At 30.2% G+C, this 25350-nt stretch carries 23 protein-coding genes; 12 read left to right on the top strand and 11 right to left on the bottom strand.

Annotated elements, in window-relative coordinates; translation table 11 throughout:
* Positions 1-7: 7 nt before the first annotated feature.
* From I0K12_RS05645 to dsrP, 4 genes are read left to right on the top strand one after another with little or no spacing between them, the layout of a single operon-like run.
* The gene (locus I0K12_RS05645) at positions 8-697 is read left to right on the top strand and encodes a cytochrome C (protein WP_196886043.1); all 690 of its coding nucleotides are present in this window, start codon (positions 8-10) and stop codon (positions 695-697) included.
* A 10-nt stretch (positions 698-707) separates the two neighbouring features.
* Positions 708-1409, top strand: coding sequence for a cytochrome c3 family protein (locus I0K12_RS05640; protein ID WP_196886041.1), 702 nt, complete (start codon positions 708-710; stop codon positions 1407-1409).
* Positions 1410-1426: 17 nt separating this feature from the next.
* Entirely contained in the window at positions 1427-2476 is a 1050-nt protein-coding gene (locus I0K12_RS05635) for a 4Fe-4S dicluster domain-containing protein (RefSeq protein ID WP_196886039.1), read from the top strand.
* A 12-nt stretch (positions 2477-2488) separates the two neighbouring features.
* A complete protein-coding gene (dsrP, locus tag I0K12_RS05630; RefSeq protein WP_196886038.1) occupies positions 2489-3700 on the top strand; it encodes a sulfate reduction electron transfer complex DsrMKJOP subunit DsrP in 1212 nt (403 codons plus the stop codon).
* A 143-nt stretch (positions 3701-3843) separates the two neighbouring features.
* On the opposite strand, the gene I0K12_RS05625 is transcribed toward dsrP, so the two are convergent.
* The 3 genes from I0K12_RS05625 to I0K12_RS05615 all read right to left on the bottom strand — a co-directional run bounded on the left by I0K12_RS05625 (position 3844) and on the right by I0K12_RS05615 (position 7703).
* Positions 3844-6222, bottom strand: a complete 2379-nt coding sequence (locus tag I0K12_RS05625; RefSeq protein ID WP_196886036.1) for a TonB-dependent receptor domain-containing protein — start codon at positions 6220-6222, stop codon at positions 3844-3846.
* Positions 6223-6359: 137 nt separating this feature from the next.
* Positions 6360-6755: a hypothetical protein gene (locus I0K12_RS05620; RefSeq protein WP_196886034.1), complete on the bottom strand. Its 396-nt coding sequence runs from the start codon at positions 6753-6755 to the stop codon at positions 6360-6362.
* 81 nt (positions 6756-6836) lie between these two features.
* A complete protein-coding gene (locus tag I0K12_RS05615) occupies positions 6837-7703 on the bottom strand; it encodes a DUF5694 domain-containing protein (RefSeq protein WP_196886033.1) in 867 nt (288 codons plus the stop codon).
* Between the two features lie 121 nt (positions 7704-7824).
* Here I0K12_RS05615 and I0K12_RS05610 point away from each other — a divergent pair, with 121 nt between their 5' ends.
* From I0K12_RS05610 to I0K12_RS05590, 5 genes are all read left to right on the top strand, one after another.
* On the top strand, positions 7825-8583 hold the full coding sequence (locus I0K12_RS05610; protein ID WP_196886032.1) for a response regulator transcription factor: 759 nt from the start codon (positions 7825-7827) through the stop codon (positions 8581-8583).
* A 223-nt stretch (positions 8584-8806) separates the two neighbouring features.
* The gene (locus I0K12_RS05605) at positions 8807-9400 is read left to right on the top strand and encodes a hypothetical protein (RefSeq protein ID WP_196886031.1); all 594 of its coding nucleotides are present in this window, start codon (positions 8807-8809) and stop codon (positions 9398-9400) included.
* A gap of 135 nt (positions 9401-9535) precedes the next feature.
* Entirely contained in the window at positions 9536-10015 is a 480-nt protein-coding gene (locus I0K12_RS05600) for an RNA polymerase sigma factor (RefSeq protein WP_196886030.1), read from the top strand.
* A 7-nt stretch (positions 10016-10022) separates the two neighbouring features.
* A complete protein-coding gene (locus I0K12_RS05595) occupies positions 10023-10622 on the top strand; it encodes a hypothetical protein (RefSeq protein WP_196886029.1) in 600 nt (199 codons plus the stop codon).
* 318 nt (positions 10623-10940) lie between these two features.
* A complete protein-coding gene (locus I0K12_RS05590; RefSeq protein ID WP_231372710.1) occupies positions 10941-12905 on the top strand; it encodes an alpha/beta hydrolase family protein in 1965 nt (654 codons plus the stop codon).
* A gap of 355 nt (positions 12906-13260) precedes the next feature.
* Here the strand turns inward: I0K12_RS05590 and I0K12_RS05585 are convergent, their stop codons facing one another.
* From I0K12_RS05585 to I0K12_RS05555, 7 genes are all read right to left on the bottom strand, one after another.
* Positions 13261-15183 carry a DUF3857 domain-containing protein gene (locus I0K12_RS05585; RefSeq protein WP_196886026.1) on the bottom strand — a complete coding sequence of 641 codons (1923 nt, stop codon included), beginning with the start codon at positions 15181-15183 and terminating at the stop codon, positions 13261-13263.
* A 146-nt stretch (positions 15184-15329) separates the two neighbouring features.
* Positions 15330-15782, bottom strand: coding sequence for a D-aminoacyl-tRNA deacylase (gene dtd / locus I0K12_RS05580; RefSeq protein ID WP_196886024.1), 453 nt, complete (start codon positions 15780-15782; stop codon positions 15330-15332).
* Between the two features lie 8 nt (positions 15783-15790).
* On the bottom strand, positions 15791-16729 hold the full coding sequence (rsgA, locus tag I0K12_RS05575) for a ribosome small subunit-dependent GTPase A (RefSeq protein ID WP_196886023.1): 939 nt from the start codon (positions 16727-16729) through the stop codon (positions 15791-15793).
* A gap of 69 nt (positions 16730-16798) precedes the next feature.
* Positions 16799-17563 carry a class I SAM-dependent methyltransferase gene (locus I0K12_RS05570; RefSeq protein WP_196886022.1) on the bottom strand — a complete coding sequence of 255 codons (765 nt, stop codon included), beginning with the start codon at positions 17561-17563 and terminating at the stop codon, positions 16799-16801.
* A 96-nt stretch (positions 17564-17659) separates the two neighbouring features.
* Positions 17660-18223: an HNH endonuclease gene (locus tag I0K12_RS05565; protein ID WP_196886021.1), complete on the bottom strand. Its 564-nt coding sequence runs from the start codon at positions 18221-18223 to the stop codon at positions 17660-17662.
* Between the two features lie 2 nt (positions 18224-18225).
* On the bottom strand, positions 18226-19038 hold the full coding sequence (map, locus tag I0K12_RS05560) for a type I methionyl aminopeptidase (RefSeq protein WP_196886020.1): 813 nt from the start codon (positions 19036-19038) through the stop codon (positions 18226-18228).
* Between the two features lie 365 nt (positions 19039-19403).
* On the bottom strand, positions 19404-19973 hold the full coding sequence (locus tag I0K12_RS05555) for a thioredoxin family protein (RefSeq protein ID WP_196886019.1): 570 nt from the start codon (positions 19971-19973) through the stop codon (positions 19404-19406).
* A 191-nt stretch (positions 19974-20164) separates the two neighbouring features.
* On the opposite strand from I0K12_RS05555, the gene I0K12_RS05550 reads away from it, so the two are divergent.
* On the top strand, positions 20165-21340 hold the full coding sequence (locus I0K12_RS05550) for an NTP transferase domain-containing protein (protein ID WP_196886017.1): 1176 nt from the start codon (positions 20165-20167) through the stop codon (positions 21338-21340).
* Positions 21341-21496: 156 nt separating this feature from the next.
* On the opposite strand, the gene I0K12_RS05545 is transcribed toward I0K12_RS05550, so the two are convergent.
* Positions 21497-22216, bottom strand: a complete 720-nt coding sequence (locus tag I0K12_RS05545) for a T9SS type A sorting domain-containing protein (RefSeq protein ID WP_196886015.1) — start codon at positions 22214-22216, stop codon at positions 21497-21499.
* 253 nt (positions 22217-22469) lie between these two features.
* Here I0K12_RS05545 and I0K12_RS05540 point away from each other — a divergent pair, with 253 nt between their 5' ends.
* Positions 22470-23573, top strand: coding sequence for a HesA/MoeB/ThiF family protein (locus I0K12_RS05540; protein WP_196886013.1), 1104 nt, complete (start codon positions 22470-22472; stop codon positions 23571-23573).
* Positions 23563-25338, top strand: coding sequence for a MutS-related protein (locus I0K12_RS05535; RefSeq protein ID WP_196886011.1), 1776 nt, complete (start codon positions 23563-23565; stop codon positions 25336-25338). Before I0K12_RS05540 ends, I0K12_RS05535 begins: the two co-directional genes overlap by 11 nt.
* Positions 25339-25350: the final 12 nt, after the last annotated feature.

The following is a 25350-nucleotide window of genomic DNA, read 5'->3' as shown; positions in this document are numbered from 1 at the left end:
AATTAGTATGAAACGGTTTTTAGTTTTATTATTTTTTGCCTTACTAATTATCGCTGCAGCAATGATTGTAGCCAATAGTTTACGGGCAACCAATGAAGATGCCTATACACCCATTATAGAACAGGTAGATGATGAGTTTACGATTCTTCCTGATGAAAGTGGTGTATTTGAAAGAGCTAAATATGCAATCGATTATGAAAATATACCGCTTGATATTCCTGGAGAAAGAACATTAAGTGATTATTATAAAACACAAGCATATCATGGAGCTCCTCCATATATCCCTCATCCAATTTCTAATGATAGGACTATTGGAGAAGGTACTTGTTTACAATGTCATCAAAACGGAGGTTATGTAGCAATTTATGATGCGTATGCACCTGTTACACCACATCCTGAGAAAGTAAATTGTCGTCAATGTCATGTGGGAAAAGAAACAAATTCTTTATTTAAAGAATCAACGTATCCTGGATTAAAAGCTCCAAAAACTGGAACTAAATTCACGGTTACTGCTCCTCCTGTAATACCTCATCAGTTACAATTACATGAAAATTGTTTGGCTTGTCATGCTGGTCCAGCTGCACCAAAGGAAATTCGTGTGACACACCCTGAAAGAGTAAATTGTCGTCAATGTCATGTTGTAAATAATCAAGAAGTAGTTCCTGTTCCAGATTTTACAAGAAAAACTGAGTATTAAAACAATGATTATGCAAAGATTTATATACATAATAATAATTCTGACAACTCTGTTTTCTTGTAAAACAGAAGATCCAGAAAAAGAATATGGAAGCTTACACAAAAGAATTGAACATCAAAGTGAGCATTACAAGCCTTTTCACGTACAAAACAATTCTGAAATAGAATATGATACCACACAAGTAGCATTAGATACAATTGCTGCACATCGTTTTGCTATCCCTAAAAGAAGCTCAATCGTTGACACTTATCCTTGTAATAATTGTCATGTACTTTCTGTAGAAGAATTAAAAAAGAAAGGTGGAAATTTTGTTACTCCTAAAGATAAAACTCATGATGGAGTTTCTGCTAAAGACTGTAAGTCTTGTCACGAATATTTAAAGAAATCTCACTGGAATGTTTCCTTAAATCATGCAGATGATAAAGCGATGAATTGTGCTACATGTCATAACCAAGAAGAAATGAATAATTTGGTTAGTTTAACTAATAAAAATATCAATTTCAATAACAGTTATCAAGTATGTAGTCAGTGTCATAGTACACAATTCAATGAATGGAAAAATGGTGCGCATGGAAAACAATTGACAGGTTGGGGAGAACCAAAAGTTAGACAAACTTGTGTTGGTTGTCACAACCCTCATGATCCTGCAATTAAGCATCGTTGGCCATCTCGTCTGAACACGCAAATGATTGAGCAAAGAGATTTAGAATAAACCAAAAAGTGAATGAAATGAGTAATAATATAAAAAAGTGGTTTTCTATCGGTTCTAATAGAGTGGAGAAAAAAGAATCTTGTGATTCTGGTAAACCTTGTTCTTGTAAATCGGAAAAAACAAACGACGGATTTGATCAGGTTTTAAATGCTCCTACAGATAGAAGAAGTGCCATTCAAAAACTTACTGCTGGTTTGCTTATTGGAGCTGGAGCAGTTTCTTCCTCTTGTAGTGTTTCTAAAACTGATGAAGCTAAAGAAATTTCTGATATAGATTGGGAAGAATACTTCAAAGGAAATTACAAATTGATGACCGATACAGAAAAGCAAAGTACTGTAGATCGTTTGGTTCGTTCTTATGAATTAAGAAACGACAAAAAAATAGATATGTCTGCTGCTGGTCCAATTGATGATGTTCTTTATGGTTATGCTTTTAATATTTCAAAATGTCAAGGATATATGGATTGTATCAATGCTTGTGTTGAAGAAAACAACCAAGACAGAGATTCACAGATGCAATATATTCGAATTCATGAGATAGAAAAAGGAGAAGGAATTGAGTTCAAAAATGGAGATGATACTTATTACCACGAAGTTCCTGCTGCAAAACATTTCTATATCGGAACACAATGTTATCATTGTGACAATCCTCCTTGTGTAGAAGTTTGTCCTGTACAAGCTACTTGGAAAGAAAAAGATGGATTGGTTGTAATTGACTACGATTGGTGTATTGGTTGTAGATATTGTATGGCTGCTTGTCCTTATGATGGAAGAAGATTTAACTGGAAAACTCCAGAAGTTCCAGAAGAAGAAGTAAATAAAAACCAACATTACCTTGGAAATAGACTACGTAAAAAAGGTGTAATGGAGAAATGTACTTTCTGTATTCAAAGATCAAGAAACGGAAAGAATCCTGCCTGCGTAGATGCTTGTCCAACTGGAGCTAGAGTTTTCGGAAACTTACTAGATCCTAACAGTGATATTCGTTGGATTATTGAGAATAAAAAAGTATTTCGTTTAAAAGAAGAATTAGGAACAGAACCTAAGTTCTGGTATTATATGGATTAAAAAACAAGAACTATGGGAGTATTTTCAAATTTAGTAAAAGACAGTTGTAAATCAATTGTACACGGAAATAGAGCTTACCATGTTTGGATGGCTGTTTTGACCTTCATTATGTTGGTTGGAGCGTTTTGCTATGGAGTTCAAATTTCTGAAGGATTACATGTTACTGGTATGACAGACAGGGTTAGTTGGGGATTGTATATTTCTAACTTTACCTTCCTCGTTGGAGTTGCTGCTGCTGCGGTGATGTTAGTTTTACCAACTTATATTTTAAACGATGTTGACTTTAAACAAGCTGTACTAATTGGAGAAGGAATGGCCGTTGCTGCTCTGATTATGTGTTTGGCTTTTGTTGTTGTAGATATGGGAGGACCAGCAAGACTTTGGCATATTATTCCATTTATTGGAGTATTCAATTTTCCAAATTCTATGCTTGCTTGGGATGTTTTAGTATTAAATGGTTATTTAATCATAAACATCACAATTCCATTATATATTTTAATTATGCGCTACCAAGGAAAAACACCAAACCCAAAAATTTATATACCTGGTGTAATTATTTCTGTTTTTTGGGCAGTTGGAATTCACATGGTAACAGCATTCTTATACCAAGGACTTCCTGCTAGACCATTCTGGAATACTGGGTTATTAGGGCCTAGATTCTTAGCTTCTGCATTTACAGCCGGACCTGCATTAATTATTATTGCACTTGCTATAATTAGAAGATTTACCGACTTTAAAATTGAAGATAAAACATTAAAAAAGTTGGGCTTAGTAATTACTGTTGCTGCACAGATTAACTTAATTATGTTATTATCTGAATTCTTTAAAGAATTTTATTTCCCGACACATCATAGTGAAAGTGCTCATTATTTATTCTTCGGGATTGATGGTAAAGATGCTTTAGTACCTTGGATGCGTATTTCTATAATTATCAATGTATTTGCAACCATAAGTCTATTATTCCATAAACTTAGAAATAATTTAAAGTTTCTATATTTCGTATGTGGACTTTTATTTATTGCAGTATGGATTGAAAAAGGTTTTGGTTTAATTATTCCTGGATTTATTCCTGGACCCTGGGGAGCTATTGTTGAATATACACCTACTAGAATAGAAATTGGTGTTACAATAGGTATTTGGGCCTTAGGAGCTTTTATCTTTACAATTTTAGCAAGAACGGGAGTTCAAATTGAGCTTGGTAAAATCAAGTATAAAAAATCTTAAATATTATTAGACTTAATATATGTTTTCGTTTTAAACAAAAAAACCTCTAGAAATAACATCTAGAGGTTTTTTTAATTGAAGACTGAATTTATTTTCAAAAATTCAGTACTATGGGAAAAGGTTTCAGGTTTGAAATTTGTTCTCTAATTATTTGAGTTAATTCTATTTTGCTCATCTTGAGAAGAATTTCCTCTATTTTTCTTCTTATTATATTTTGTTCCAAAATTATAAGTCAACTGAAAATACAATTTTTGTCTAGACCAATCACTTACAATATTCGCATCAATATTTTTATACATGATATCTCCAAAAACTTTTCTATTCAAAATATCATCGATTCCAGCATAAGCTTTTAATTTTCCATCCATGAATTTTTTACTTAAAGCAAAACTCAAATTCGCTACCCAATCAATATCGATTTGCCCCTCCAAACTTCCAGAATTATAATACCCTGTCAACTCTGAGTGAATATCCCAAGGAAGTTTGTATTCAATACTTGTGTACCAAGTAAAACTCCATTTATCAATATCTAATTTCGGCACCAATTTGTCAGACATAAATCTGTTATAATCTAAAATCACTCCAGTATATCCTTCCAGACCTTTAGCAAAATTCAATGGAGCAAAAAGTCTAAAATTCCAATTTTCTCTTTCGGCAAGATTGATCATTGATCTAGAAATCTGAGATGTTTCGTCATTCTGAGAAATAAATTCAAACAAAGCATCTTTCGTATTTCTATATCCTACACTAAAAAATGGTTGATTATCATATGTCAGATTAAATTGAAAACTATTTGTAAAAGATGGTTTCAAATTAGGATTTCCTTCTTCAAAAGCATACGGATCATAATAATAAACAAATGTATTCAGAGAATTATAAGATGGTCTTTGGATTCTATAACTATATGATAAATTCGCTCCTATTTCTCCTGCTATTTTTCTACTTACACTCGCGCTTGGAAAAAGCTTCGAAATATTTCTAGTTCTCGTTTCATTGTTGCTTTTTGAAGTTCCACTTGTCTTACTATCTTCCCAACGAAGACCAGCTGTAAGATGCCATTTATCTAATTTCAAATTAACTTTACCATAAAGCGCAAAAATATCTTCATCTACAATAAAACGATTACTTTGGTCTGGTTGAAAAATAAAATTTCCATCAGCGTCTCTCAAAAAAGATTTCAAATCTGAATCTGTATTTACCATCGAATATTTTGAACCTACCATCCAATTAGAATCTTCACTAATCTCTCTTTTATAATCTATCTTATATGTTTGAATATCATATTTTCCATCCTGAAAATATCTTTGATCATCATAAAAAACAGAACTACTTCCAGTATCAAATAAAGTATTCATATTATTATTATCATACTTTACATAATTAAAATCTGCAACTAGTTTGTTCTTTTTATCATCAAATTCATAATAAGGATTTATATTAAAAACCTTTCTCTTTCTTTCATAATCATTTTGTGTAAAAAGACCATTTGTCTGATTATTTTCTGTGATAAAAGTCTTATTAAAATCACTTCTATCCGAATCCACCTCAGTTCGTCTTCCACTTACTCCAATACTATGAAATTTGTGAATATAATAGTCAATTCCTCCAGAAAAACGGAAAGATCTAGGATGATATGGAGATTCTGTAAACTGATCAAAAACTGTTGGTTCCTCACTCTCTTCTGAAGCTACTCTTCTGATGATTTGTAAATCTTCACGCCAAGCAGATTTTCTATAAGCTGCACTAGCTTGCCAATTTATTTTATTTTTAAAACTAGAAATCGAAGCGCTTGAACCATATTCTATTTCATTATCATACCCAGTATTTACCTTTACATTTCCATGAGTCCCTAAACTCACATTTTTCTTTAAAATAATATTTAAAATCGGACCAGAACCTTCTGCATCATATTCCGAACCAGGTTGCTGAATCAATTCTACTCTAGCAATATTATCTGCCGGAAAATCTCTTAATAATGTTTCTGTATCAATATAATTAGTCGTTTTTCCATTGATAAGAATCGTAATTCCTTGTTGACCTCCATAGCTTATTTTTCCATTTGTAGCAATAATTCCAGGAACCTTCTTTACTACATCTTGAAGATTTGTATTTACCATTGGAGATTTTTCAATATCAACAATCAATTTTTCAGCAGTTTGTCGGATTGTTGGTTTTGTATTAATCTCCATTTCTCCTAGAGATTGTGTTTCTTCTGACATTGTAAAATGTAAAGTTTTATGAGAAGAAAGCTCAAATGGTTCCGATTTTTTAGTGGTATATCCTATCATAGAAACCTCGATATGATATTTTCCATTTGGAATATTTTTAAAAGAATAATTTCCTTCGTCATCCGAAGTTGTTCCTTTTATATTCTCCGAATCATTAGCATCATGCAATAAAATATTCGCATAGGGTAAAGGTTGCTTGGCTACATCTTCTATTTTACCGCCAATAGTGTTTTGTGCAAAAAGAGTTATTGTACTAAAAAACAATAAAGCTCCAAATAGTAATTTTTGTTTCATTTTTCTAATTAAATGCAAGTTTTTATTTCGATTAAATTCTATGTAAAACTAAAGTGTTCAATATTAACTCAAGGTTAAAAATACTGACTACAAACACTTTAATACTATTTAGACGCTTTATCTGAAATAATGGTTGCCTATTTTTTTAAATTTATTTTCAAAAATTTTTCCTTAAAGAAATTTGTATAAAGTTTTAGAAGTAAAACAGAAGCCAAATAAGCTACAACATAGATTATAAAAGAAGCTTGGAAAAGAGCACATACAAGAGCTACCGCAAAAAAGAGAGCAAAAATCAACTGATTAATCAGCTTTAAATTCGACTCAATTTTGATTTCTACATTCTCATCCTGTAAGTCAAATTCATAAGTTTTACTTTTTAGCCAAAAATTATTTATTCTAAATTGATGTTTACCTCTTTTTAGTGAAATCTTTTTAGAAACAGCATTATCTATTTCATATTTTTCACCATCTACAAGAAATTTATACAAATAAGGTGAAGGTTTTCCATCGCTCCAGTTTACAATTAAGTTCATATGTTTAAGTTTATAGTTATAATCCAAATTTAGAATAGATTAGTAAGAAAAAATCTACCCAAAAGGATAGATTTTCTCCATTTATTTTAAATACTCAAACGTATCAACCATTTTATATTTTGGACTTCTACTTAAAAAATCTCTAAAAAAAGCAGTGTGTGATCCTCCCATTAATACAAAAACTCGATCTTCTTTTGTAATAGGAATTCGGTTCATATTCGAATACATTCTTAAATTTCTTTTGTATAAAATAGCTGCTTCATCTGCTCCTTCAAAACTATCTTCAGTTCCAACATGCGTCAGCATATCAGCATTTACAGTTATTAAAAAATCTAAATACTCTTCTGTATTTCCTCTTTTAAATTTTTCCATTAAAGGAATATTTTTAGAATCAAAATTCAAATCTGTAGCATAAAAACCAAATGGATTTTTGTAGTAATTATCATGCATTTCTGGATCAATTTTATTTTCAATCTCAGTTCCAATCATGTAATTATATCCCATTTTGTGGTCAATTCCATAAATCTTCTCTACTCCTGCCAATCTTCCAACTTCAAAAGCCAAAAGTTCAATTTCATTTGGATTTTTAAATCGAAGAGAAGGATCTTTTTTATAGTTTTCAAAATTCACATTCATTACAGAATCGTGCTTCGACAAGTCTTCTACCAAAATAATTGTTGGTTTAAAATCTGCTATTTTTTTAGCAATCTCATGTACTTCTTTTACGTTTTTTTCATCATTTTCATCAAATTCTACACTATGAGCATCTGAAGTATATCCCATGTGAAAAGTAGCTAAATTCAATACTGGAATTTTAGCTATTTCCTCTTTTTTTATTTCAACTTTCTTTGGTTTTTTTTCAACATTTTCAGTTTTTACATTTGCTTCATTACATGCTGTAAAAAAAGTTGCTACTGCCATTAAATTAATTAAAATCGCTTTTTTCATTTTATTAGTTGTTTAAATTTTATGATGTAAAATTATGTATGTTCCAAAAAATTAAAACTACCCGTTATGATAGTTTTTACATTTTAGTATATTTACGCTACATTATTGAAATTCAAATTTTATGAAAAGAGTTGATGATTTTTTCTCATTAAAGAACACTGTTGGATCTGTCAACGAGGAAGAAACAAAACAAACTGCTTTGTATCTTGAGGCTGTGAAAGCTTTTTCACGCACAAGTTATAAAAGTATCTACGTTGTTGATTATTTAAAAAAGGGCTTCGAATATGTTTCAGAAAATCCTTTGTTTCTTTGCGGATATACTGCAAAAGAAGTGGAAGAAATGGGCTATGATTTTTACATCAAAAGTCTTCCTGAGGAAGATCTAGAATTACTTTTGGCACTTAACACAGCAGGATTCGATTTTTATGATAAGATTCCGCTGGAAGAAAGAAAAAAATATTCTATTTCTTATGACTTCCACCTAAGAAATAAAGAAGGAAAAACATTTTTAATCAACCAAAAACTGACACCAATCTTCCTGACAGAAGACGGAAAAATATGGAAAGCAATTTGTATTGTTTCGCTTTCAACAGCTGAAAAAGCTGGAAATATTCAGATTTATAAACAAGGTTCTAAAAAGATTTATAAATACAATATTGAGAAAGATTATTGGAAAGAGGAAGAAACTTTACAACTAACTACTAGAGAAAAAGAAATTCTTCATTACTCCGCAAGAGGCTATACCGTTAATGATATTGCAGAAGCAATTTTCGTTTCTCCGAATACTGTAAAATTTCATCGAAAAAAACTTTTTGACAAATTGGAAGTAACAAGTATTGGAGAGGCAATTTCTTATGCTACTCACAATAAATTAATATAGAAAAGTGATTTAAACTGAAATGATAGACGCTCAGTTTAAATCACCTTTAAAATAAGGGCTTCATAGCTTTTCCCCGCGTATTATATTGAAATTCAAAGACAAAACTAAAGCACTTTTTTTCAAGTTGACCTACACTTTCGGGTAGTTTTTTATTTTTATTTTAAATAAAGAACAATTTTACTATATTCGTGCCTTAACAAATTTTAACTTCTTTTTTAAACAAATGTTTAATTCTTTTGTTTTAATATTATTATTTATACTGAGTTTTCTATTTCTTTTTGTAATTCAAAAAAAGGGAAAGAAATCTGAAGTCATATCTTTCATCTCTACAATCATTGCTACTTTGATTGGAGTTTGGCTTGCAATTACACTAACCAACTCTGAAAATGATAAAAAAGAGAAAGAGGATACTATTAAATTATTACAATCATCGATAAACATCATCGATGAAACTAAAGATTATACGGAAGGTCTGAACAATTATTTCTTAGAAATCCAAAAAGATACTACGCTTTCAAAAAAAGAAATTGAACTAAAAAAATCTAAAAACCCAATTCCATATCCTTATTTTTTCGAAACAATTGTGTCTAACGAATTATTCACAAAAAATGTTTCTGAAAAAACACATAAGACTGTTTATAACTTGTTAATAAACATGAAAAAGATTTCAAGTTACAACAGAATCGAACAATATAAATCTCTTTTGATTGACCTTGAAGAGATAATAAAACTGGAGGTTTTATATCAAAAAGAAGAAATCGATTTTGAGGAATTGGAACAGAAAATTGACAAGATTACCCAAAGCAATTTACTTTAATTAGTAAATCTAATTTTTATTTATAATCCTACTTAATAAAACTCCCTTTGTGGAGTTTTTTTTATTTTTTTTTCATTTCTGTGTGATTTTTTTCCAATTTAGAATACTAATAAGGTGAATTTAATTTGTTTCTATATGGAAAAAGATTTTATAAACATCATTAAAGACAACGAAGGTATCATATACAAAATCACAATGTTATATGGTGACAGCAAGGAAGATAAAGAGGACCTTTATCAGGAAATTGTCTTTCAATTGTGGAAAAGTTTTAAAAATTTCAAAAACCAATCAAAAATTTCCACTTGGCTTTATAAAGTAGCACTGAACACCGCATTGACTCACATCAAAAAGGAAAAAAAGAAAATCAATCAGATTTCTTTTGACAGTAGTCTTCTTCAAGTCATGGATATCAAAGATTCTCAATTGGAAGAGCAGATTCAACTTCTATACAAACATATCAAACAATTAAATTCTGTAGAACGAGGTATCATTTTACTTTTTCTTGAAAACCATAGTCATAAAGAAATCGCTGCAATTACCGGATTTTCTACCTCCAATATAGGAACAAGAATCGGAAGAATTAAAGAAAAATTAAAAACACAAATGCTAAAATAAAAGAAAGATGGACTTAGATAAAATGAAAGATAATTGGGAGAAACTTAGTAATGAAATAGAAAAACAAAAAAGTATAACAGATAAATTAGTTTTAGATATGACAAAAGAAAAATACAACAAAAAAATGAACGGAATCCTAATTCCGGAACTAATCGGAGGAATCATCTGCTTCTCAGTAGCAGCTTATGGAATCTTAAATTTTGACAAATTAGACACTTGGTATTTACAACTTTGTGGTGTTCTTTTCCTAGTTTCTCTAATCATTTTTCCAATCATTGTGTTGAGATCTATTTTCAACCTGAAAAAAATCTCTTCTGGAAACCTGACTTCAAGAGAAACCCTAGAAAACTTTATCGAGAAAAAGAAAAATGTCATTTTCGTTCAGAAAATCACCGCAGTTTCCAATGCATTCCTACTTTTCACAACACTACCAGTTTGTGCTAAAATATTGAATGACAAAAACATCTTTTTGAAGCCAACAAAACTTTTATTATTCGTAGGTATCATGGGAGTTTTCTTGTTTTTCTTCACCAGATTTGCAATCAATGCTTTGAAGAAAAAAACTAAAAACATGCAAGAATTATTAGAAAGTTTAGAAGTAAGCTAAAAACTAATTCAAATAAGATTTAAAAATGGGAAGTAAAAAATAAAAATAATTTGGAGCTTCCCTTTTTTTCGTTTCAAAAAACTCAAAAAAGGTCGGGCTTTCCGCTATATCTTTTGCTGCAAAATGCAGGCAGCAAAAGGATGCCGCTACAATCCCTAAGCCATTCTAACCAGAAAAACGCTGCTATTAAAATTTGTTAACATTTTGTTAAATGCTAATTTTATTAGTAACAAATTCAACTTAGAATCTTCTAACCTTTTAAATCACTAAAAATTAATCAAAGAAATTATGAAAATTACAAAACTAATATTAGGGATCATGGCCACGATTACAGTTGGTACTGCCTCTGCTCAAGAAATGAATAAAAAACCTGGAAACACACATTTGCCATCTACAACACAAGAACTTAAAAAACTTGCTACTTTAGACCAAGGAACTTACCAATATTCTGTTTCCGATTATTTCCAAAAACCTACCAAATCTAGCTTTGAATTTTCTCCTGATGGGAAATATATTTCTTTCAAAGAAAAAGACGAAAATGGAAAAAGCCACGTGTATGTTAAAAACACCAAAACCAATAAAATAACGAAAGTTATTGAAGAGAAAAAAGAATTAATTCGTGGATATGGTTGGGTAAACAATGAAAAACTTATTTACATCATGGACAACGGAGGAAATGAAAATTACCACCTTTTTGCTGTAGATATCGACGGAAAAAACAATAAAGATCTTACCCCTTATGAAAATGTAACAGTTCAATTCTTAAACGGATTGAAAGAACAGCCAGAGTACATTATCATTGCGATGAATAAAGATAATCCGCAAATTTTTGAACCTTTCAAAATCAATGTAAATACTGGAGCTACAGAAAAACTTTATGAAAACAAAGATCTTTCTAGCCCAATTGACAATTATTATTTTGACAAAGACGGAAAACTAAGAGCATTCAAAAAACAACACAATGCTGTAAATTATATCCTGTATTATAGAGCTAACGAAAATGAAGAATTCAAACCATTAAAAGAAACTACTTGGAAAGATGAGTTTGATATTATGGAATTTACTTATGATAAAGACAATCCTCATTTAGCTTATTTACAATCGAATGTTGATTCGGACAAAACAGAAATTGTTCTTTTCGATTTGGCTAAAAACAAAAAAATTAAAACGGTTTTCAAGAATAAAAATTACGATGTAGATGGACTTTCAAGATCTAGAAAACGTAATTATGAAATCGATTATTTCTCTTATAATGGAGAAAAAAACAACATTATTCCAAAGAGTAAAACGTATAAAAAACTTCATAAGAAATTTTTAAAAGAGTTTGGTGATAAATCATTTTACATTCAAAGTACTACAGATGCAGAGGATAAATACTTGATTATGGTAACAAGTGATAAATTATATGGAAAATACTTTTTATATGATGTAAACTCAGATTCTTTCAAAGAATTAATCAATTTAATGCCACAGTTGAAAGAAAACGATATGGCAGAAATGCGCCCTATCAAATATAAAACAAGAGATGGATTGACAATTCATGGATATTTAACGATTCCCAAAAATGCTTCAAAATCTAATAAAGTTCCTTTAATTATCAATCCACACGGAGGGCCTTATGGTGTACGTGATAGTTGGGGATTCAACCCAGAAACACAACTTTTTGCTAGTAGAGGATATGCAACTTTACAAGTAAACTATAGAGGTTCTGGTGGATATGGAAAGGAATTTTTCTTAGCTGGAAACAAGCAAATCGGTAGAAAAATGTTGAATGACTTAGAAGATGGAGTTGCTTTTGCTAAAGATTTAGATTTTATTGATAATGATAAAGTAGCAATCTACGGAGGAAGTTACGGTGGATTGGCAACTTTAGGAAGTTTGGTTAAAACTCCAGATTTATATACTTGTGGAGTCGATTATGTAGGAGTTTCTAATTTATTTACTTTCTTCAATTCGTTCCCAGCTTATTGGAAGCCTTATTTAGGACAAGTTTATGAGCAATGGTATAATGCAGACAGCGAAGAAGATCAGAAAATTATGAAAGAAGTTTCACCTGCATTGAATGTAGAAAAAATCAAAAAACCTCTTTTTGTAGTTCAAGGAGCGAATGACCCGAGAGTGAAAATTGGAGAATCAGATCAAATAGTAGAAAATTTAAGGGATCGTGGTGTAGATGTTCCATATATGGTAAAGTATAATGAAGGGCATGGATTCGGACATGAAGACAACCGAATCGAACTTTATACTTACATGATGGGATTCTTTGCTAAACACCTGAAATAAGTATTTGTTTAAACTTGCGACAAAAAAAGCTCACTAATTAGTGAGCTTTTTTATTGTTGTTTTTTTTGCGAAAGGGATTGTAGTGGAAAGCTTTTCTTTTGAAAAAAATTAGAAATTCTTGGTAAACGGAGGCGACCTTAGAAGCCCACGGATTGCATAGAATTTCTTTTTTTGAAAAAGAAAACTTGTAACGAAAAGCCCGACCCGTTAGGGTTTCGCCCAAAATTTCATTCTGATAAATTATCACGAATTTAAATCAAATAAATTTTAAAACACACCCCTAGCCCCTCTCAAGAGGGGAACTTGACAATCTGTAAATCTTTGTACAAAATGAATTGTGATACTATTTAATCAATTATAATTTGATTTCAATTTCTTCAGTTTGTTTAGCAATCATATCTTTATAAAATTCATGCATCTGCGTATAATAAGCACCTGGAATTACACTTGCATAAATTTGTGTTTCTACTCCAATCAAAATCGTGTTATTCTCATTTTTGATAGAAATCGCAGAATATCCGATACCTTCTGGAATTTCGATCACTTTACTTTCTGGTAATTTTTTCACCGTTGCTCCTTCTGGTAATTTGATAGAAATCGTGTATTTTTTCATCCAAGGTGTTCCATAATCAATCGGGATATAACGCTTTTCTTCTGCCAAAGGATTTTCTTCTGGAGTGAAAAATAATAGTGGATTTATAACAACTTTAGATTTTTCCGCTCCAACTTTGTATTGAAACTTTATGCTTTCAATTAAAGTTTTATCAATATTTTCTAGGTTGCTCAAACGAATTGCTTCTAGAGAAACGTTGTTGAATTTGTCCTCAAAATTCTTTTTCAGTGCGTCATTTTCTTTGTTTTCTGAAGCATTTCTGTGTAAAAGTGCTGCCATGTTTTCTCTTTTCACACGCCCAGTTCCTTTGATAATTCCGTCTGCTGTAAGCTCTGTTCTCAGATTTACTTCTTCAGTAGAAACATTGCTTGTCAATAAAGAAATCCACTCGAAAGTTCCATCATCTTTAAATACAAAACCTTTCCAGTTTAGCGCTTCGAATGGTAATTCATTCAGCTTCGTATATTTTTGAGAAGCATCTAAAACCATTTTTTGTTTTGGTAAATAAACCGAATAATAATCGAAAGCTCCCATATATGGTCTACCATCAAATGAACCGTTTTCTCTCGTACTACTCAACATGATGTTTGCCTCTACTCCTGCTTCTTTTAGCGCATTTCGTAAATTCATATTGATCAGTCCAACACCTCCATAACCAACTTCAAAAGCTTTTTTAGCACTTGAAACATCTGCGTTATTTTTTAGCTCCATTTTATTCTTGATGAAAGCAAAAACAGCTGCAATTTTCTGCTCTTCTGTCATTCCTTCTTGAATCACTTTTGCCACTTCTTCTTTTAGATAAGAAGTACTGTTTAAGTTTTTATCTAAAGATCTTTTCATGAATTTCCCAACTGTTTCCCAGCTATCTCCAAAATTTTGTGATGGAGCTTGATTCATAGATTTCATCTCTACCAATTCAAAATCTAAACCTCTTTCGAAATGTTTCATAGCCGTTACGAAAGGAACTTCTTTTAAAGAAGGAATATTGCTATCCGTAATTTTGTAAGTATTGTCAGAATAAGGAATTGTTTGTCCGTTCATAGAAATAGATTTCGAAGCAGTTCCTTGTTCAACATTGAATAAACCACCTCGCATTTGTGTTCTAAAAACATATAATTCTGGAATATTTACAAAATGCTCTGCTTTTTTTACAGGAATCTCCGTTTGTAAATCTGCTGCTGGAATTGTCAAGAAATTTGGTGTTGTGATTGTATATTTAAATTCTACAACATCTCCCGATTTCACATTCTTAATTTCTAGTATTTTTTTAGATAAAGACTTGTTTTTTTCAACAGTTTTTTCTTCAATTTCAGCATCAATTTTTTCTAATTCTTTCCCTTTTAGTCTAAAAATAGTTCCTTTTAAACCAATAACTTTTTCATTTGCTTCTGGCAAAAACTCAAATTCTCTTCGGATATATTTTATTCCTTCTTCAGAGTAAACTTTGAACCTGTAATGATAATCATGAGAAATCGAGATTCCCTGCCCTGGAATAAAATCAAAATTTGTTTTTCTGTTTAAGTATAAAATCGAAGCGGATGCATCTTCTTCAATACTATTTTTTTTCTCTTTTACTTCTTCTTTAGAGACTTTTCCGTATCCATAATCTTGCGCAGATAAGAATTGAAAAGTCATCAAGAAAGCTACCAATAATCTTTTTTTCATATTAAAATAGTTTGTGATTAATTTCTTTCCAAAAAAAATGATGATATAAAATCATCATCAAACATAGCTACTCATAATCTTATTTTGAGGAATTTACACACCCCTAACACCTCTCAAGAGGGGAACTTAAAATAATAGTCGCTTGTTTATTCTTTATTTTTTGTATCCATACAAATTGTCACTGGACCATCATTAATCAAACTAACTTTCATATCGGCACCAAACTTTCCAGTTGCAACTTTTTGTGGTATTTGTTTTCTAAGTTTTTCTATAAATTTTTCATACAAAGGAATCGAAACATCTGGCTTTGCAGCTTTGATATAAGAAGGACGATTTCCTTTTTTTGTACTTGCGTGAAGTGTAAATTGGCTAATTACTAAAACTTCACCGTTTATTTGTTGCAATGACAGATTCATTACATCATTTTCATCATTAAATATTCGAAGATTTGTTATTTTTTTGATCAGCCAATCAATATCTTCTTCACTGTCTGCTTGTTCTATTCCTAATAAAACAACAATTCCTTGTTTTATTTCTCCAATTATTTCTTCGTCAACTTTTACAGAAGCTTCACTTACTCTTTGTACTACTACTCTCATCTTATTTTTTAACCATAAATATCTTGACGATAATGTTCTTCGTCTCCTTCCAACATTTGTAAATAACTATTATATCTTGTTGGAGCAATTTCTCCTCGATCTAAAGCATCTTTTACAGCACATTTTGGCTCGTTTACATGTAAACAATTGTGGAATTTACACTCAGATTTTAAAGCAAAAAATTCTGGGAAATAATTTCCAAGTTCATTTTTCTCAAAATCTACAATACCAAAACCTTTAATTCCTGGAGTATCGATGATATATCCTCCAAAAGATAACGGATGCATCTCTGCAAATGTTGTGGTATGTTGTCCTTGTTTATGTTGATTTGATATTTCGGTAGTTTTCAGGTTTAAATCTGGCTCAATAGTATTTACTAAAGTAGATTTTCCTACACCAGAATGCCCTGAGAAAAGACTTACTTTTCCTTTCATCAAATCTTTTACTTTATCAATATTGATTCCTTCTGTTGCAGAAACATCTATACATTTATATCCAATCAAACCATAAACTGCTTCCAGATATTCTTTTTGATCTAAAGTTTCTTCTGTCAAAGTATCTACTTTATTGAAAAGTATTACGGTAGGAATATGATAAGCCTCTGCTGTTACCAAAAAACGATCGATAAATCCTTCAAAAGTTGGTGGATTATCAATAGTAACAAGTAAAAATGCTATATCAATATTAGAAGCAATAATATGTGTTCTTTTGGAAAGATTCACAGATTTACGGACAATATAATTCTTACGTTCATGTATATCTGTAATTACTGCCGTATCTTTTTTTGGTTCTAATTCGAAATCAACAACATCTCCAACCGAAACCGGATTTGTACTCTTGATTCCTTTAATTCTAAATTTTCCTCTAATTCTACATTGATAAATTGTTCCATCTTCATGACGAACCTGATACCAACTTCCTGTAGATTTTATTACAATACCATTCATAGCGACAAAGATACTTCAAAAATTCAAAAGAATAGTTTTCTTATCTCTTTCGTTTTGAAATAGAATCTTTTATTTTTTTCTGCACACAGGTAGAATTTCATTTTTACATAAACGATATTTATCTACCAATTCAGCTGAAATTTTCTCATTATAATTTACTTCTTCCACTTCAAAACCTGCATTTCTCAGTTTATTAAAATAGTCTCTACCATAAACTCTAACGTGATCATATTGTCCAAAATGTTTTGCTCTTTCTTCAGGTGAAGTAATGGAGAAATCTTCATAAGTTTCTTCTCTATTTAAGTCTTGTGGTATTTGAAAGATACCAAAACCTCCTGGTTTCATTACTCTATAAAGCTCAGACATTGCTTTTTTATCATCTTCGATATGTTCTAAAACATGATTACAAAAAACTACATCAAAAGAATTATCTTCAAAAGGCAAGTCACAAATATCTGCTTTTACGTCTGCAATTGGAGAATATAAATCTGCTGTAATGTAATTCAGATTCTTCTGACTTTTAAATCTTTTCAAAAAACATTGTTCCGGCGCTATATGTAAAACTTTTTTTTCTGCTGTAAAAAAATCTGTTTCATTTTTCAAATACAGCCACATCAAACGGTGTCTTTCCAAAGAAAGAGAACTTGGAGCCAACACATTAGGTCTTTGTGTTCCATATCCATAAGGAAGAAACTTCTTGAAACTTTTTCCGTCAATCGGATCTGTATAACGGTTCCCTTTCAGTGCTAATGCAATAAATGGTTTTACAACATAACTAGCTTTAATCAATAAAGGTCTAGGTATTGTATTCAATACTAGCTTAAATATTCGCATTCTAAATATGTAAAATAGGTTGTGGGGGTTAATTTATTATTTTCAAAGCAAAAATAAAAAAGGGTTGATAATGTTTATAAAAAAATGTTAGAAAATTTACACATTATCTGGGCTAACGTTGCCCCAATTTTCTCCAGATTTAATTCGATACAGCTGCATCAATGAAATCCCGTACTGTTTAGCAATTATTTTCATTCGTGTTTTCCGATTCGGATCATTGATTTTCCGTTTAATCATCTTCACTTGGGTTTCTGTCAGCTTGCTGTAGTGTCTTTTGGTTTTCCGCATCAACTTTGCTTCGATGACATTTGGGTTTTTCTTCTGGTGGGCTACCCATTCTTCTTTATTTACCCATTTTAAATTGCTAACCCGATTGTCTTTCTTTTCATAGTTTTTGTGAATGATGTATTTATCGTCTTCTTTTTTTTCTAAAAATAGTTCTGCAACCATTCTGTGAAAATACCGACCTGTACGTTTACCATCCTTTTTTTTGATATGATTGATAATCAAAAAACCTTGTGAGGTTCCGCCCTTTAGGAGTCTACCTTCGGAAACTGCGACTAGGCTTTTAACACGGCCATGATTGGATACCAAAAACTTTTGATTTGGTAGCCAATCATCGCAATGATAAAGTTTCCACTCCTCATTGTAATAGTTCATAATTAAATTTTTATTTGTCTAAATTCGTCTTCTTCATTGCTTTCGATACCAAGTGCATCGTAAATATATTTAAATGTAGAAAGAAGTTCTGGTTTCCCATCAACGATAGCAACATCGTGCTCGAAGTGTGCACTTGGTAAATTATCTTTCGTTGTGATTGTCCATCCGTCTTTATGTTGTTTTATCTTCTGTGTCCCCATATTAACCATAGGTTCAATAGCAACAACCATTCCTTCTACAAATTTCTTACCTCTTCCTTTTTTACCATAGTTTGGCATTTCTGGATCTTCGTGCATTTCACGTCCAATTCCGTGTCCTACCAATTCTCTTACAATTCCATATCCATACTTTTCAGCATATACTTGAATAGCATTTCCTACATCTCCAATTCTATTTCCTGCTCTAAAAGCACGAACTCCCTCATAAAGAGACTCTTTGGTTACTTGTAATAATTGTAGCGTTTTTTCATCTACATTCCCTACAGGAAAAGTATAAGCATGATCTCCATAAAAACCATTTTTATATGAACCACAATCTATAGAAATAATATCTCCGTCTTCTAATGGTTTATTTGTAGGTATACCATGTACTACTTGATCGTTTGGACTCATACATAAAGAATTGGGAAAGTCATACAATCCCAAAAATGCTGGTTCCGCACCATTATCTCTAATAAATTCTTCTGCTAATTTGTCTAATTGTAAAGGTGTAACTCCTGGTTTTACTTCTTTCGCTAAAATTCCTAATGTTCTTGATACAATAAGTGCACTCTCGCGCATTAATTCAATTTCTTCGCGTGTTTTTATCTTGATCATTGATATAATGTATTTTTTACATCTTTATACCTTATTGTAGTACAAAGATTTACATTTAAATTAAATATACTAAAAATTCAGTAATATCTTAATTTCTTCTTAAAAACTTATTAAAAATTATTTGGTGCAATTTTACTTGAATTTAATTCGAAAAAGGTCTATTCACTATAATTTATAGCAAAGTAGAACAGTTTCAATAATTGCTCCTTCAGTTTTGTGGGGTTAGTTTTTTTGGTAAAATTGAAGGTAAATTAATTTTTACTTTATTCATAAAAATTAATTTACATCCTTAAGCTTACTGAGTCGGCAAATATATAAGTTTTCTAGCATTTTCAACTACCTGTAATGTAAACTTTATCCTAAATTTAGTCAACAACAGAAGGTGTATAAGGTTCTTTTTGAAGGATTTTATTAAGGTCTTCTTCTAAAGATTCTTGTGGTGTTTCTACAATTCGCCCAATTTCTTTTCCATTTTCATAAATAATAAAAGTAGGAACACGAATTATATTTTTATCTTTTTGAAGATTATCATAGGTTTCTTTCTCATAATCCACCATGATTAATTCCGCATTTGTCAAATCATAATTCATTTCGTCCAAAACTTTATAAAATCTTGGTACTTCTCTCCTACTATCACTACACCAAGTTCCCATGAAAATTTCCATAGTAATATCAGAAGTATTTTCATTCAAACTTTTCATTGTTTCTTTCTCTGTTTTATAACGATCAAAAGTTCTATTGAACCAAACAGAATATGGAGGTTGGGTCAATTTTTCTTTGTTGGTAACCCCTACCAAACTTCCTTTTTCATTTTTTATAGCAACAAATTGTCCCTTTTCATTTTTTTCTAAAGTACTTGTATCAATTGTTTTTTTTGGAGCACCACAATTGACAAACAAAAAGGTACTAAAAATAAGTAAAGCTAATTTTCTCATGTATTTATGCATTTTCGTAAAGGTATAGAAAAAAAATTCATTTAAAATAAAACAGAAATTGGCTAATTATTTCTCCTTTCATTTTCCATTTCTTATTTTTGATAAACGGTTTTAAAACCTAATTGTTTTATAAATAAAAAAGTACATTTGTAAGCTTAACTGCTTATAAATATCATGATAAAGAGTTTAACATGAAAAAACATACAAAACACGCGAAATTACAGAGAAGAACAAATGGTGTTTATGCTCCTTTTGAATTATCTATTTTAGGAGTAAAATGTTCTATAATTACCAATTTAGTGAAAGATGTAGCCAAGAGATTACATAAAAATTATAGTATCGGATATTTAGACGCTTATCATAGTGACACTGCTGTTGCTCCAGTTTTCAATACTTATACTTTCCATCATTCTGGAAGTTTAGCTATGAAAGCTGCTGCTAATTTGAATAAATACTCAGAAAGAATTCGTTTTTCAGAACATGATTTGACTTTCGTAAATGGAAATCATTTCCCTGGAAAAAAACAAATTCTGATTTTAGATAGAGAAAAAGAAAATTCAGTTTATAAAAGATTAAAACAAATTGATAACATTCAATTCATCATCAAAACAGATGTTGGAATGCCTGTTTTTGATTTTATTCTTCAAAAATATCCTGAAGTTGCTGATGTTCCTACATATCATATTAATGATTTAGATAGTATCACAAATCATATTGAAAAACTTTTAATTCGCAATAGACCAACTTTAAATGGATTGGTTTTAGCTGGAGGAAAAAGTACGAGAATGGGTAAAGATAAAGGAATGTTAGATTACCATGGAATGCCACAAAGAGAGTTTTTAGTAGAGCTTTTAGAGCAAGGTTTGGCATTTTCTGAACAACAACAACTTTTAGCTAATCCTGAGTTGGAAAACCAACAATTGATCGGAAAAGTTTATCTTTCTTTAAGAGAAAATAATGAAGATTTAAATTATTCTATTATTCCTGATAAATTTATCGATTTAGGTCCTTTTGGTGCAATTTGTTCTGCTTTTATGAACAATCCAAATGAAGCATATTTGGTAGTTGCAACAGATTTACCTTATGTAGATGAGAAATTGATTCAGCTTTTAATTGAAAAAAGGAATCCAAAGAAAATGGCAACGGCAATCAAAGGAAAAGACAACGAATTCCCTGAGCCATTAATTACTATTTGGGAACCAAAAGCATATCCTGTATTACTGAGTTATCTAGCACAAGGTTTTTCTTGTCCTAGAAAAGCATTGATTAATTCGGATGTAGAATTGGTGGAAGTGGATACGGATTTAATTCACAATGTGAACACACCAACAGAATTTGAACAAGCAAAAGAAAACTTGAAAAAATAAAATTCAACCAAAATTAAAAAGGAAATTGATAATTTCAATTTTTGAGAAAATCAACAACTGAAATTGTCAAAGACTGAATAAACTATTTTATAACGAAAACAGCTTCTAATTTGAGTTAGAAGCTGTTTTGTTTTTTAAAATTAGATCAGTTATAATTTATTCTTTCACCAACCTTTTTGTTATAACTTTATTATTATTTAAATCTGTAATAGTAATAACATAAACTCCTGAATTAAGATTAGTTGGAAGGAAATAATTTATTTTATTTTGATGATTTATATTTTTAACATCTAAAGTTTTACCAGTTAAATCTTTTAATTCAATTTTTGAATTAGAAAAATTTATAGAAAGCTCAATAGTTATTTTATTTCCAGAAAATGGATTTGGATAAATTTCAAAATCTAATTTCTCATCCTCTTGAAGACTTAATTTTATAGAAGAATAAATAGCAATATCACCATTTTCATTTGTAATTTCAAGTTTTAGAGAATCATTTTCACCATTAGTTATTTCAAAATAAAACGGGTTCGAAACCTCAAAATTAACACCATTAAAAAAACTCATATACAAACCTTCGTAATCGTCACTTTCTTGATTACATCCTGTTAATGTTCCTCCAATATGTGTTAAAGTGAAATAATTTTCTGTAAAATTGAATTCGGGTTCTGACCAATAAAAGTTTACAATATTAGTTTCAAAAGAATTGTCATCAAAATTTAATGAAACATATTCTATGCATTCATCAATATGTACTGGATGCTCTTCCTCATCAAGAATTACTTTTTCCAAATACCAAGTATTGTCAAAAAGATCCTCTTGTTGTCCTTTTGCACTTAAAAAGCTAATAATAAAAATAAAGAGTAAAAGTTTTTTCATATACATTATTTTAGATTTAAAGAGTTTTACTATTTTCAAAAATAATAATTTCCTTAGCTTAAGGAAATGAATTTCAAAACATTACTATTCATTTTTTATTATTTTAAAAACATCTTGAATATTTAAATAATATAAATCATCGATAAACTGTATTTATATTGAAATATTTAATTCTAAATCAAATAATGGAGAAAAAACATTAATTTGCATCATTAATTGGATGAAAGAATTTTAGTCATAAAATTTAGAAAATATGGAAGATAAAAGTTTGTTTAATGACTTTTACCAAAGACAGATTACATTAAGAGAAGTAGGAAAAACTGGACAAGAAAAGCTGGAAAAAGCTAAAGTTCTGGTTGTTGGTTGTGGTGGATTAGGTAATTTTGTTGCAATTAATTTGGCAGCAAGCGGAATTGGTAAATTACATTTAATTGACTTTGATACCGTTTCCATTTCAAATCTTCACAGACAGACTTATTTTACTCAAAAAAATATCGGAATTAATAAAGCAAAAGCACTTGCAGATCATATTTCACTTTTAAATCCTTTGATTGAAGTGACAACAAGTACAGATGCAATTTCGAAACAAAATGCTTTTGATACCGTAAAAGATTTCGACATTATTGTGGATTGTACGGACAGTCTTCCTATAAAATATCTTCTGAATGATATTTGTGTTTTGAATGATAAAATTTTGGTGTATGGTTCGCTTTACAAATATGATGGTTATGTTGCGAGTTTTAATCTTCCGAAAGAAAATGAAGAAAGAACTGCAAATTTGAGAGATATTTTTCCAGACATTCCAGAAAATACCATTCCAAATTGTGAAGAAGCTGGAACTCTAAATCCAATTGTTGGTTTCATCGGAATGTTGCAAGCAAATGAGGTACTGAAAATTCTTTTAGAAATCGGAAAACCTTTAGAAAATTGTCTTCTAATTTATAATGCACTTTCCAATAGCCAACAAAAAATAAAATGTTCTCATACGTTTACAAAAGGAAAAATTCGTAGTGCTTTTGAGCAAGAAAAATATGCGATAGAAACTTGTGAACTGAATGAAGAACAAACTAAAATTTCAGCAAAAGAATTAAAAGAACAACTAGAAAATCCTTCGTTTATAAAAATTTCTGTGATGTCGGATGAAGAAACCGAAATTCCGTTTGAAGTAAATGAAAGAATTCCGCTATATGATTTCCCAGATTGGTTGGAAGAAACAGATTTGGATGAAAATAAAACCTATATTTTGGTTTGCGGAACTGGAATTACGAGCTACGGAGCTTTGATGTTATTCAAAGAAAAATTTCCAGAAATGAAAGTTTTAAGTTTAGAAGGAGGAATAGAAGCTTATGAAATATGAAAACCCTGCGTTGTTTTATGAAGAACAAAAACAACGTGCAATTACAATTCAACAAGAACTAAAAAAGAAATTAATTTATTCAAGTATTATCCGTTTTACGGTTTTTCTACTGACTGTTTTTTCGCTTTATTATTATTTTGGTGAAGCAAAATTCATGATTGGTAGTTTGGTAATCGGAATTTCACTTTTCTTATTTTTAGTTTCAAAACACACCGATTTACAAAGAAAACGAGATGTGATTAATTCGAAAATCGCTATCAATGATTTAGAATTAAAAGTTTTAAACAAAGAAAAAGTAGACTTAGATACTGGAGAAGAATTCATCAATCCGAGACATTTTTTCAGTTATGATATCGATTTGTTTGGACGAGGTTCTTTTTTTCAATTTTTGAATCGAACTGCCACACTTTCTGGAAAGAAAAAACTTGCTTCTGTTTTGACTGAAAATCATATTGATCATATTGAGAAAAAGCAAAAAGCAATTCAAGAATTAGCAGAAAAAGCGGAGTGGCGACAAGATTTTACTGCAAAAGCACAGCAAGTAAAAACAGAAACGAAAGAAGAGAAAATTTTAGAACTTTTAAATTCTCATGTTTCTTTTATTCCAAAATCTTTTAAAGCAATTTCTATTGGATTTTCAGTGATTTCATTTTTGATGATTGCCGGAATTTTCTTCGAACTAATTCCTTCTTGGCTAATCATGATATGGTTCTTTTTAGGATTAGGAATTACGGGAAGATTTGTAAAGAAAATCGGAGATCTTTATGCAAATGTTTCAAGAATGAAATCTAATTTTCAACAATATCATTTGCTTTTAGATATGATTGAAAACACTTCTTTTGAAACAGAAATTTTGAAAGAACAACATCAATTAATTCGTACAGAAAACTTAAAAGCTTCAGAGGTTTTAAAAGAATTTTCAAAAGCTATCGATGCTTTAGACCAAAGAAATAATATCTTTTTCGGAATCATCGGAAATGGTTTATTTTTATGGGATATTCAGCAGATTTTAAAAATTGAAAAATGGATTTCTGAATATCATGGTTTGGTAGAAAATTGGTTCTCTGTGTTAGCTTTTTTCGATGCAGAAAATTCGCTTGCAAACTATGCTTTTAACCATCCAAAATATACTTTTTCAAAAATAGAAAACAATGGAACTGTAATAGAATCTAAAGAATTGGGACATCCTCTTTTAGATGAAAAAGTTAGAATTGATAATAATTATACAATTCATTCGAAAGAATTTTTCATTATTACTGGAGCAAATATGGCTGGAAAAAGTACTTTTTTAAGAACAGTTTCTTTGAGTATTGTAATGTCGAATATTGGTTTACCAGTTTGTGCTAAAAGTTTTTCTTATTCGCCAATTAAGTTGATTACTTCTATGCGAACTTCGGATTCTTTGGCGGATGATTCTTCTTATTTCTTTTCAGAATTGACTAGATTAAAATTCATTGTAGAAGAAATGAAAAATGATCGTTATTTTATCATTTTAGATGAAATTTTAAAAGGAACAAATAGTAAAGACAAAGCAGAAGGATCACAAAAATTTGTAACTAAACTAGTACATTCTGGTTCTACAGGAATTATTGCAACACACGATTTAAGTCTTTGTAGAATGGAAGATGAATTTAAACAAGTAAAGAATTTTTATTTTGATGCAGAGATTATAAATGATGAATTACATTTTGATTATCATTTTAAAACTGGAGTTTGTAAAAATATGAATGCATCTTTCTTATTGAAGAAAATGGAAATCGTTTAGGGTCGATTTACA

Origin of the sequence: Aureivirga sp. CE67, from assembly GCF_015767245.1 — a bacterium.
Lineage (GTDB): Bacteria > Bacteroidota > Bacteroidia > Flavobacteriales > Flavobacteriaceae > Aureivirga.
This window is presented reverse-complemented; position numbering and strand designations above follow the sequence as displayed.

What these genes read in the sequence shown, in the direction of transcription:
- I0K12_RS05645 (WP_196886043.1), top strand. Translation starts at nt 8, where the DNA reads ATGAAACGGTTTTTAGTTTTATTATTTTTTGCCTTACTAATTATCGCT.
- I0K12_RS05640 (WP_196886041.1), top strand. Translation starts at nt 708, where the DNA reads ATGCAAAGATTTATATACATAATAATAATTCTGACAACTCTGTTTTCT.
- I0K12_RS05635 (WP_196886039.1), top strand. Translation starts at nt 1,427, where the DNA reads ATGAGTAATAATATAAAAAAGTGGTTTTCTATCGGTTCTAATAGAGTG.
- dsrP (WP_196886038.1), top strand. Translation starts at nt 2,489, where the DNA reads ATGGGAGTATTTTCAAATTTAGTAAAAGACAGTTGTAAATCAATTGTA.
- I0K12_RS05625 (WP_196886036.1), bottom strand. Translation starts at nt 6,222, where the DNA reads ATGAAACAAAAATTACTATTTGGAGCTTTATTGTTTTTTAGTACAATA.
- I0K12_RS05620 (WP_196886034.1), bottom strand. Translation starts at nt 6,755, where the DNA reads ATGAACTTAATTGTAAACTGGAGCGATGGAAAACCTTCACCTTATTTG.
- I0K12_RS05615 (WP_196886033.1), bottom strand. Translation starts at nt 7,703, where the DNA reads ATGAAAAAAGCGATTTTAATTAATTTAATGGCAGTAGCAACTTTTTTT.
- I0K12_RS05610 (WP_196886032.1), top strand. Translation starts at nt 7,825, where the DNA reads ATGAAAAGAGTTGATGATTTTTTCTCATTAAAGAACACTGTTGGATCT.
- I0K12_RS05605 (WP_196886031.1), top strand. Translation starts at nt 8,807, where the DNA reads ATGTTTAATTCTTTTGTTTTAATATTATTATTTATACTGAGTTTTCTA.
- I0K12_RS05600 (WP_196886030.1), top strand. Translation starts at nt 9,536, where the DNA reads ATGGAAAAAGATTTTATAAACATCATTAAAGACAACGAAGGTATCATA.
- I0K12_RS05595 (WP_196886029.1), top strand. Translation starts at nt 10,023, where the DNA reads ATGGACTTAGATAAAATGAAAGATAATTGGGAGAAACTTAGTAATGAA.
- I0K12_RS05590 (WP_231372710.1), top strand. Translation starts at nt 10,941, where the DNA reads ATGGCCACGATTACAGTTGGTACTGCCTCTGCTCAAGAAATGAATAAA.
- I0K12_RS05585 (WP_196886026.1), bottom strand. Translation starts at nt 15,183, where the DNA reads ATGAAAAAAAGATTATTGGTAGCTTTCTTGATGACTTTTCAATTCTTA.
- dtd (WP_196886024.1), bottom strand. Translation starts at nt 15,782, where the DNA reads ATGAGAGTAGTAGTACAAAGAGTAAGTGAAGCTTCTGTAAAAGTTGAC.
- rsgA (WP_196886023.1), bottom strand. Translation starts at nt 16,729, where the DNA reads ATGAATGGTATTGTAATAAAATCTACAGGAAGTTGGTATCAGGTTCGT.
- I0K12_RS05570 (WP_196886022.1), bottom strand. Translation starts at nt 17,563, where the DNA reads ATGCGAATATTTAAGCTAGTATTGAATACAATACCTAGACCTTTATTG.
- I0K12_RS05565 (WP_196886021.1), bottom strand. Translation starts at nt 18,223, where the DNA reads ATGAACTATTACAATGAGGAGTGGAAACTTTATCATTGCGATGATTGG.
- map (WP_196886020.1), bottom strand. Translation starts at nt 19,038, where the DNA reads ATGATCAAGATAAAAACACGCGAAGAAATTGAATTAATGCGCGAGAGT.
- I0K12_RS05555 (WP_196886019.1), bottom strand. Translation starts at nt 19,973, where the DNA reads ATGAGAAAATTAGCTTTACTTATTTTTAGTACCTTTTTGTTTGTCAAT.
- I0K12_RS05550 (WP_196886017.1), top strand. Translation starts at nt 20,165, where the DNA reads ATGAAAAAACATACAAAACACGCGAAATTACAGAGAAGAACAAATGGT.
- I0K12_RS05545 (WP_196886015.1), bottom strand. Translation starts at nt 22,216, where the DNA reads ATGAAAAAACTTTTACTCTTTATTTTTATTATTAGCTTTTTAAGTGCA.
- I0K12_RS05540 (WP_196886013.1), top strand. Translation starts at nt 22,470, where the DNA reads ATGGAAGATAAAAGTTTGTTTAATGACTTTTACCAAAGACAGATTACA.
- I0K12_RS05535 (WP_196886011.1), top strand. Translation starts at nt 23,563, where the DNA reads ATGAAATATGAAAACCCTGCGTTGTTTTATGAAGAACAAAAACAACGT.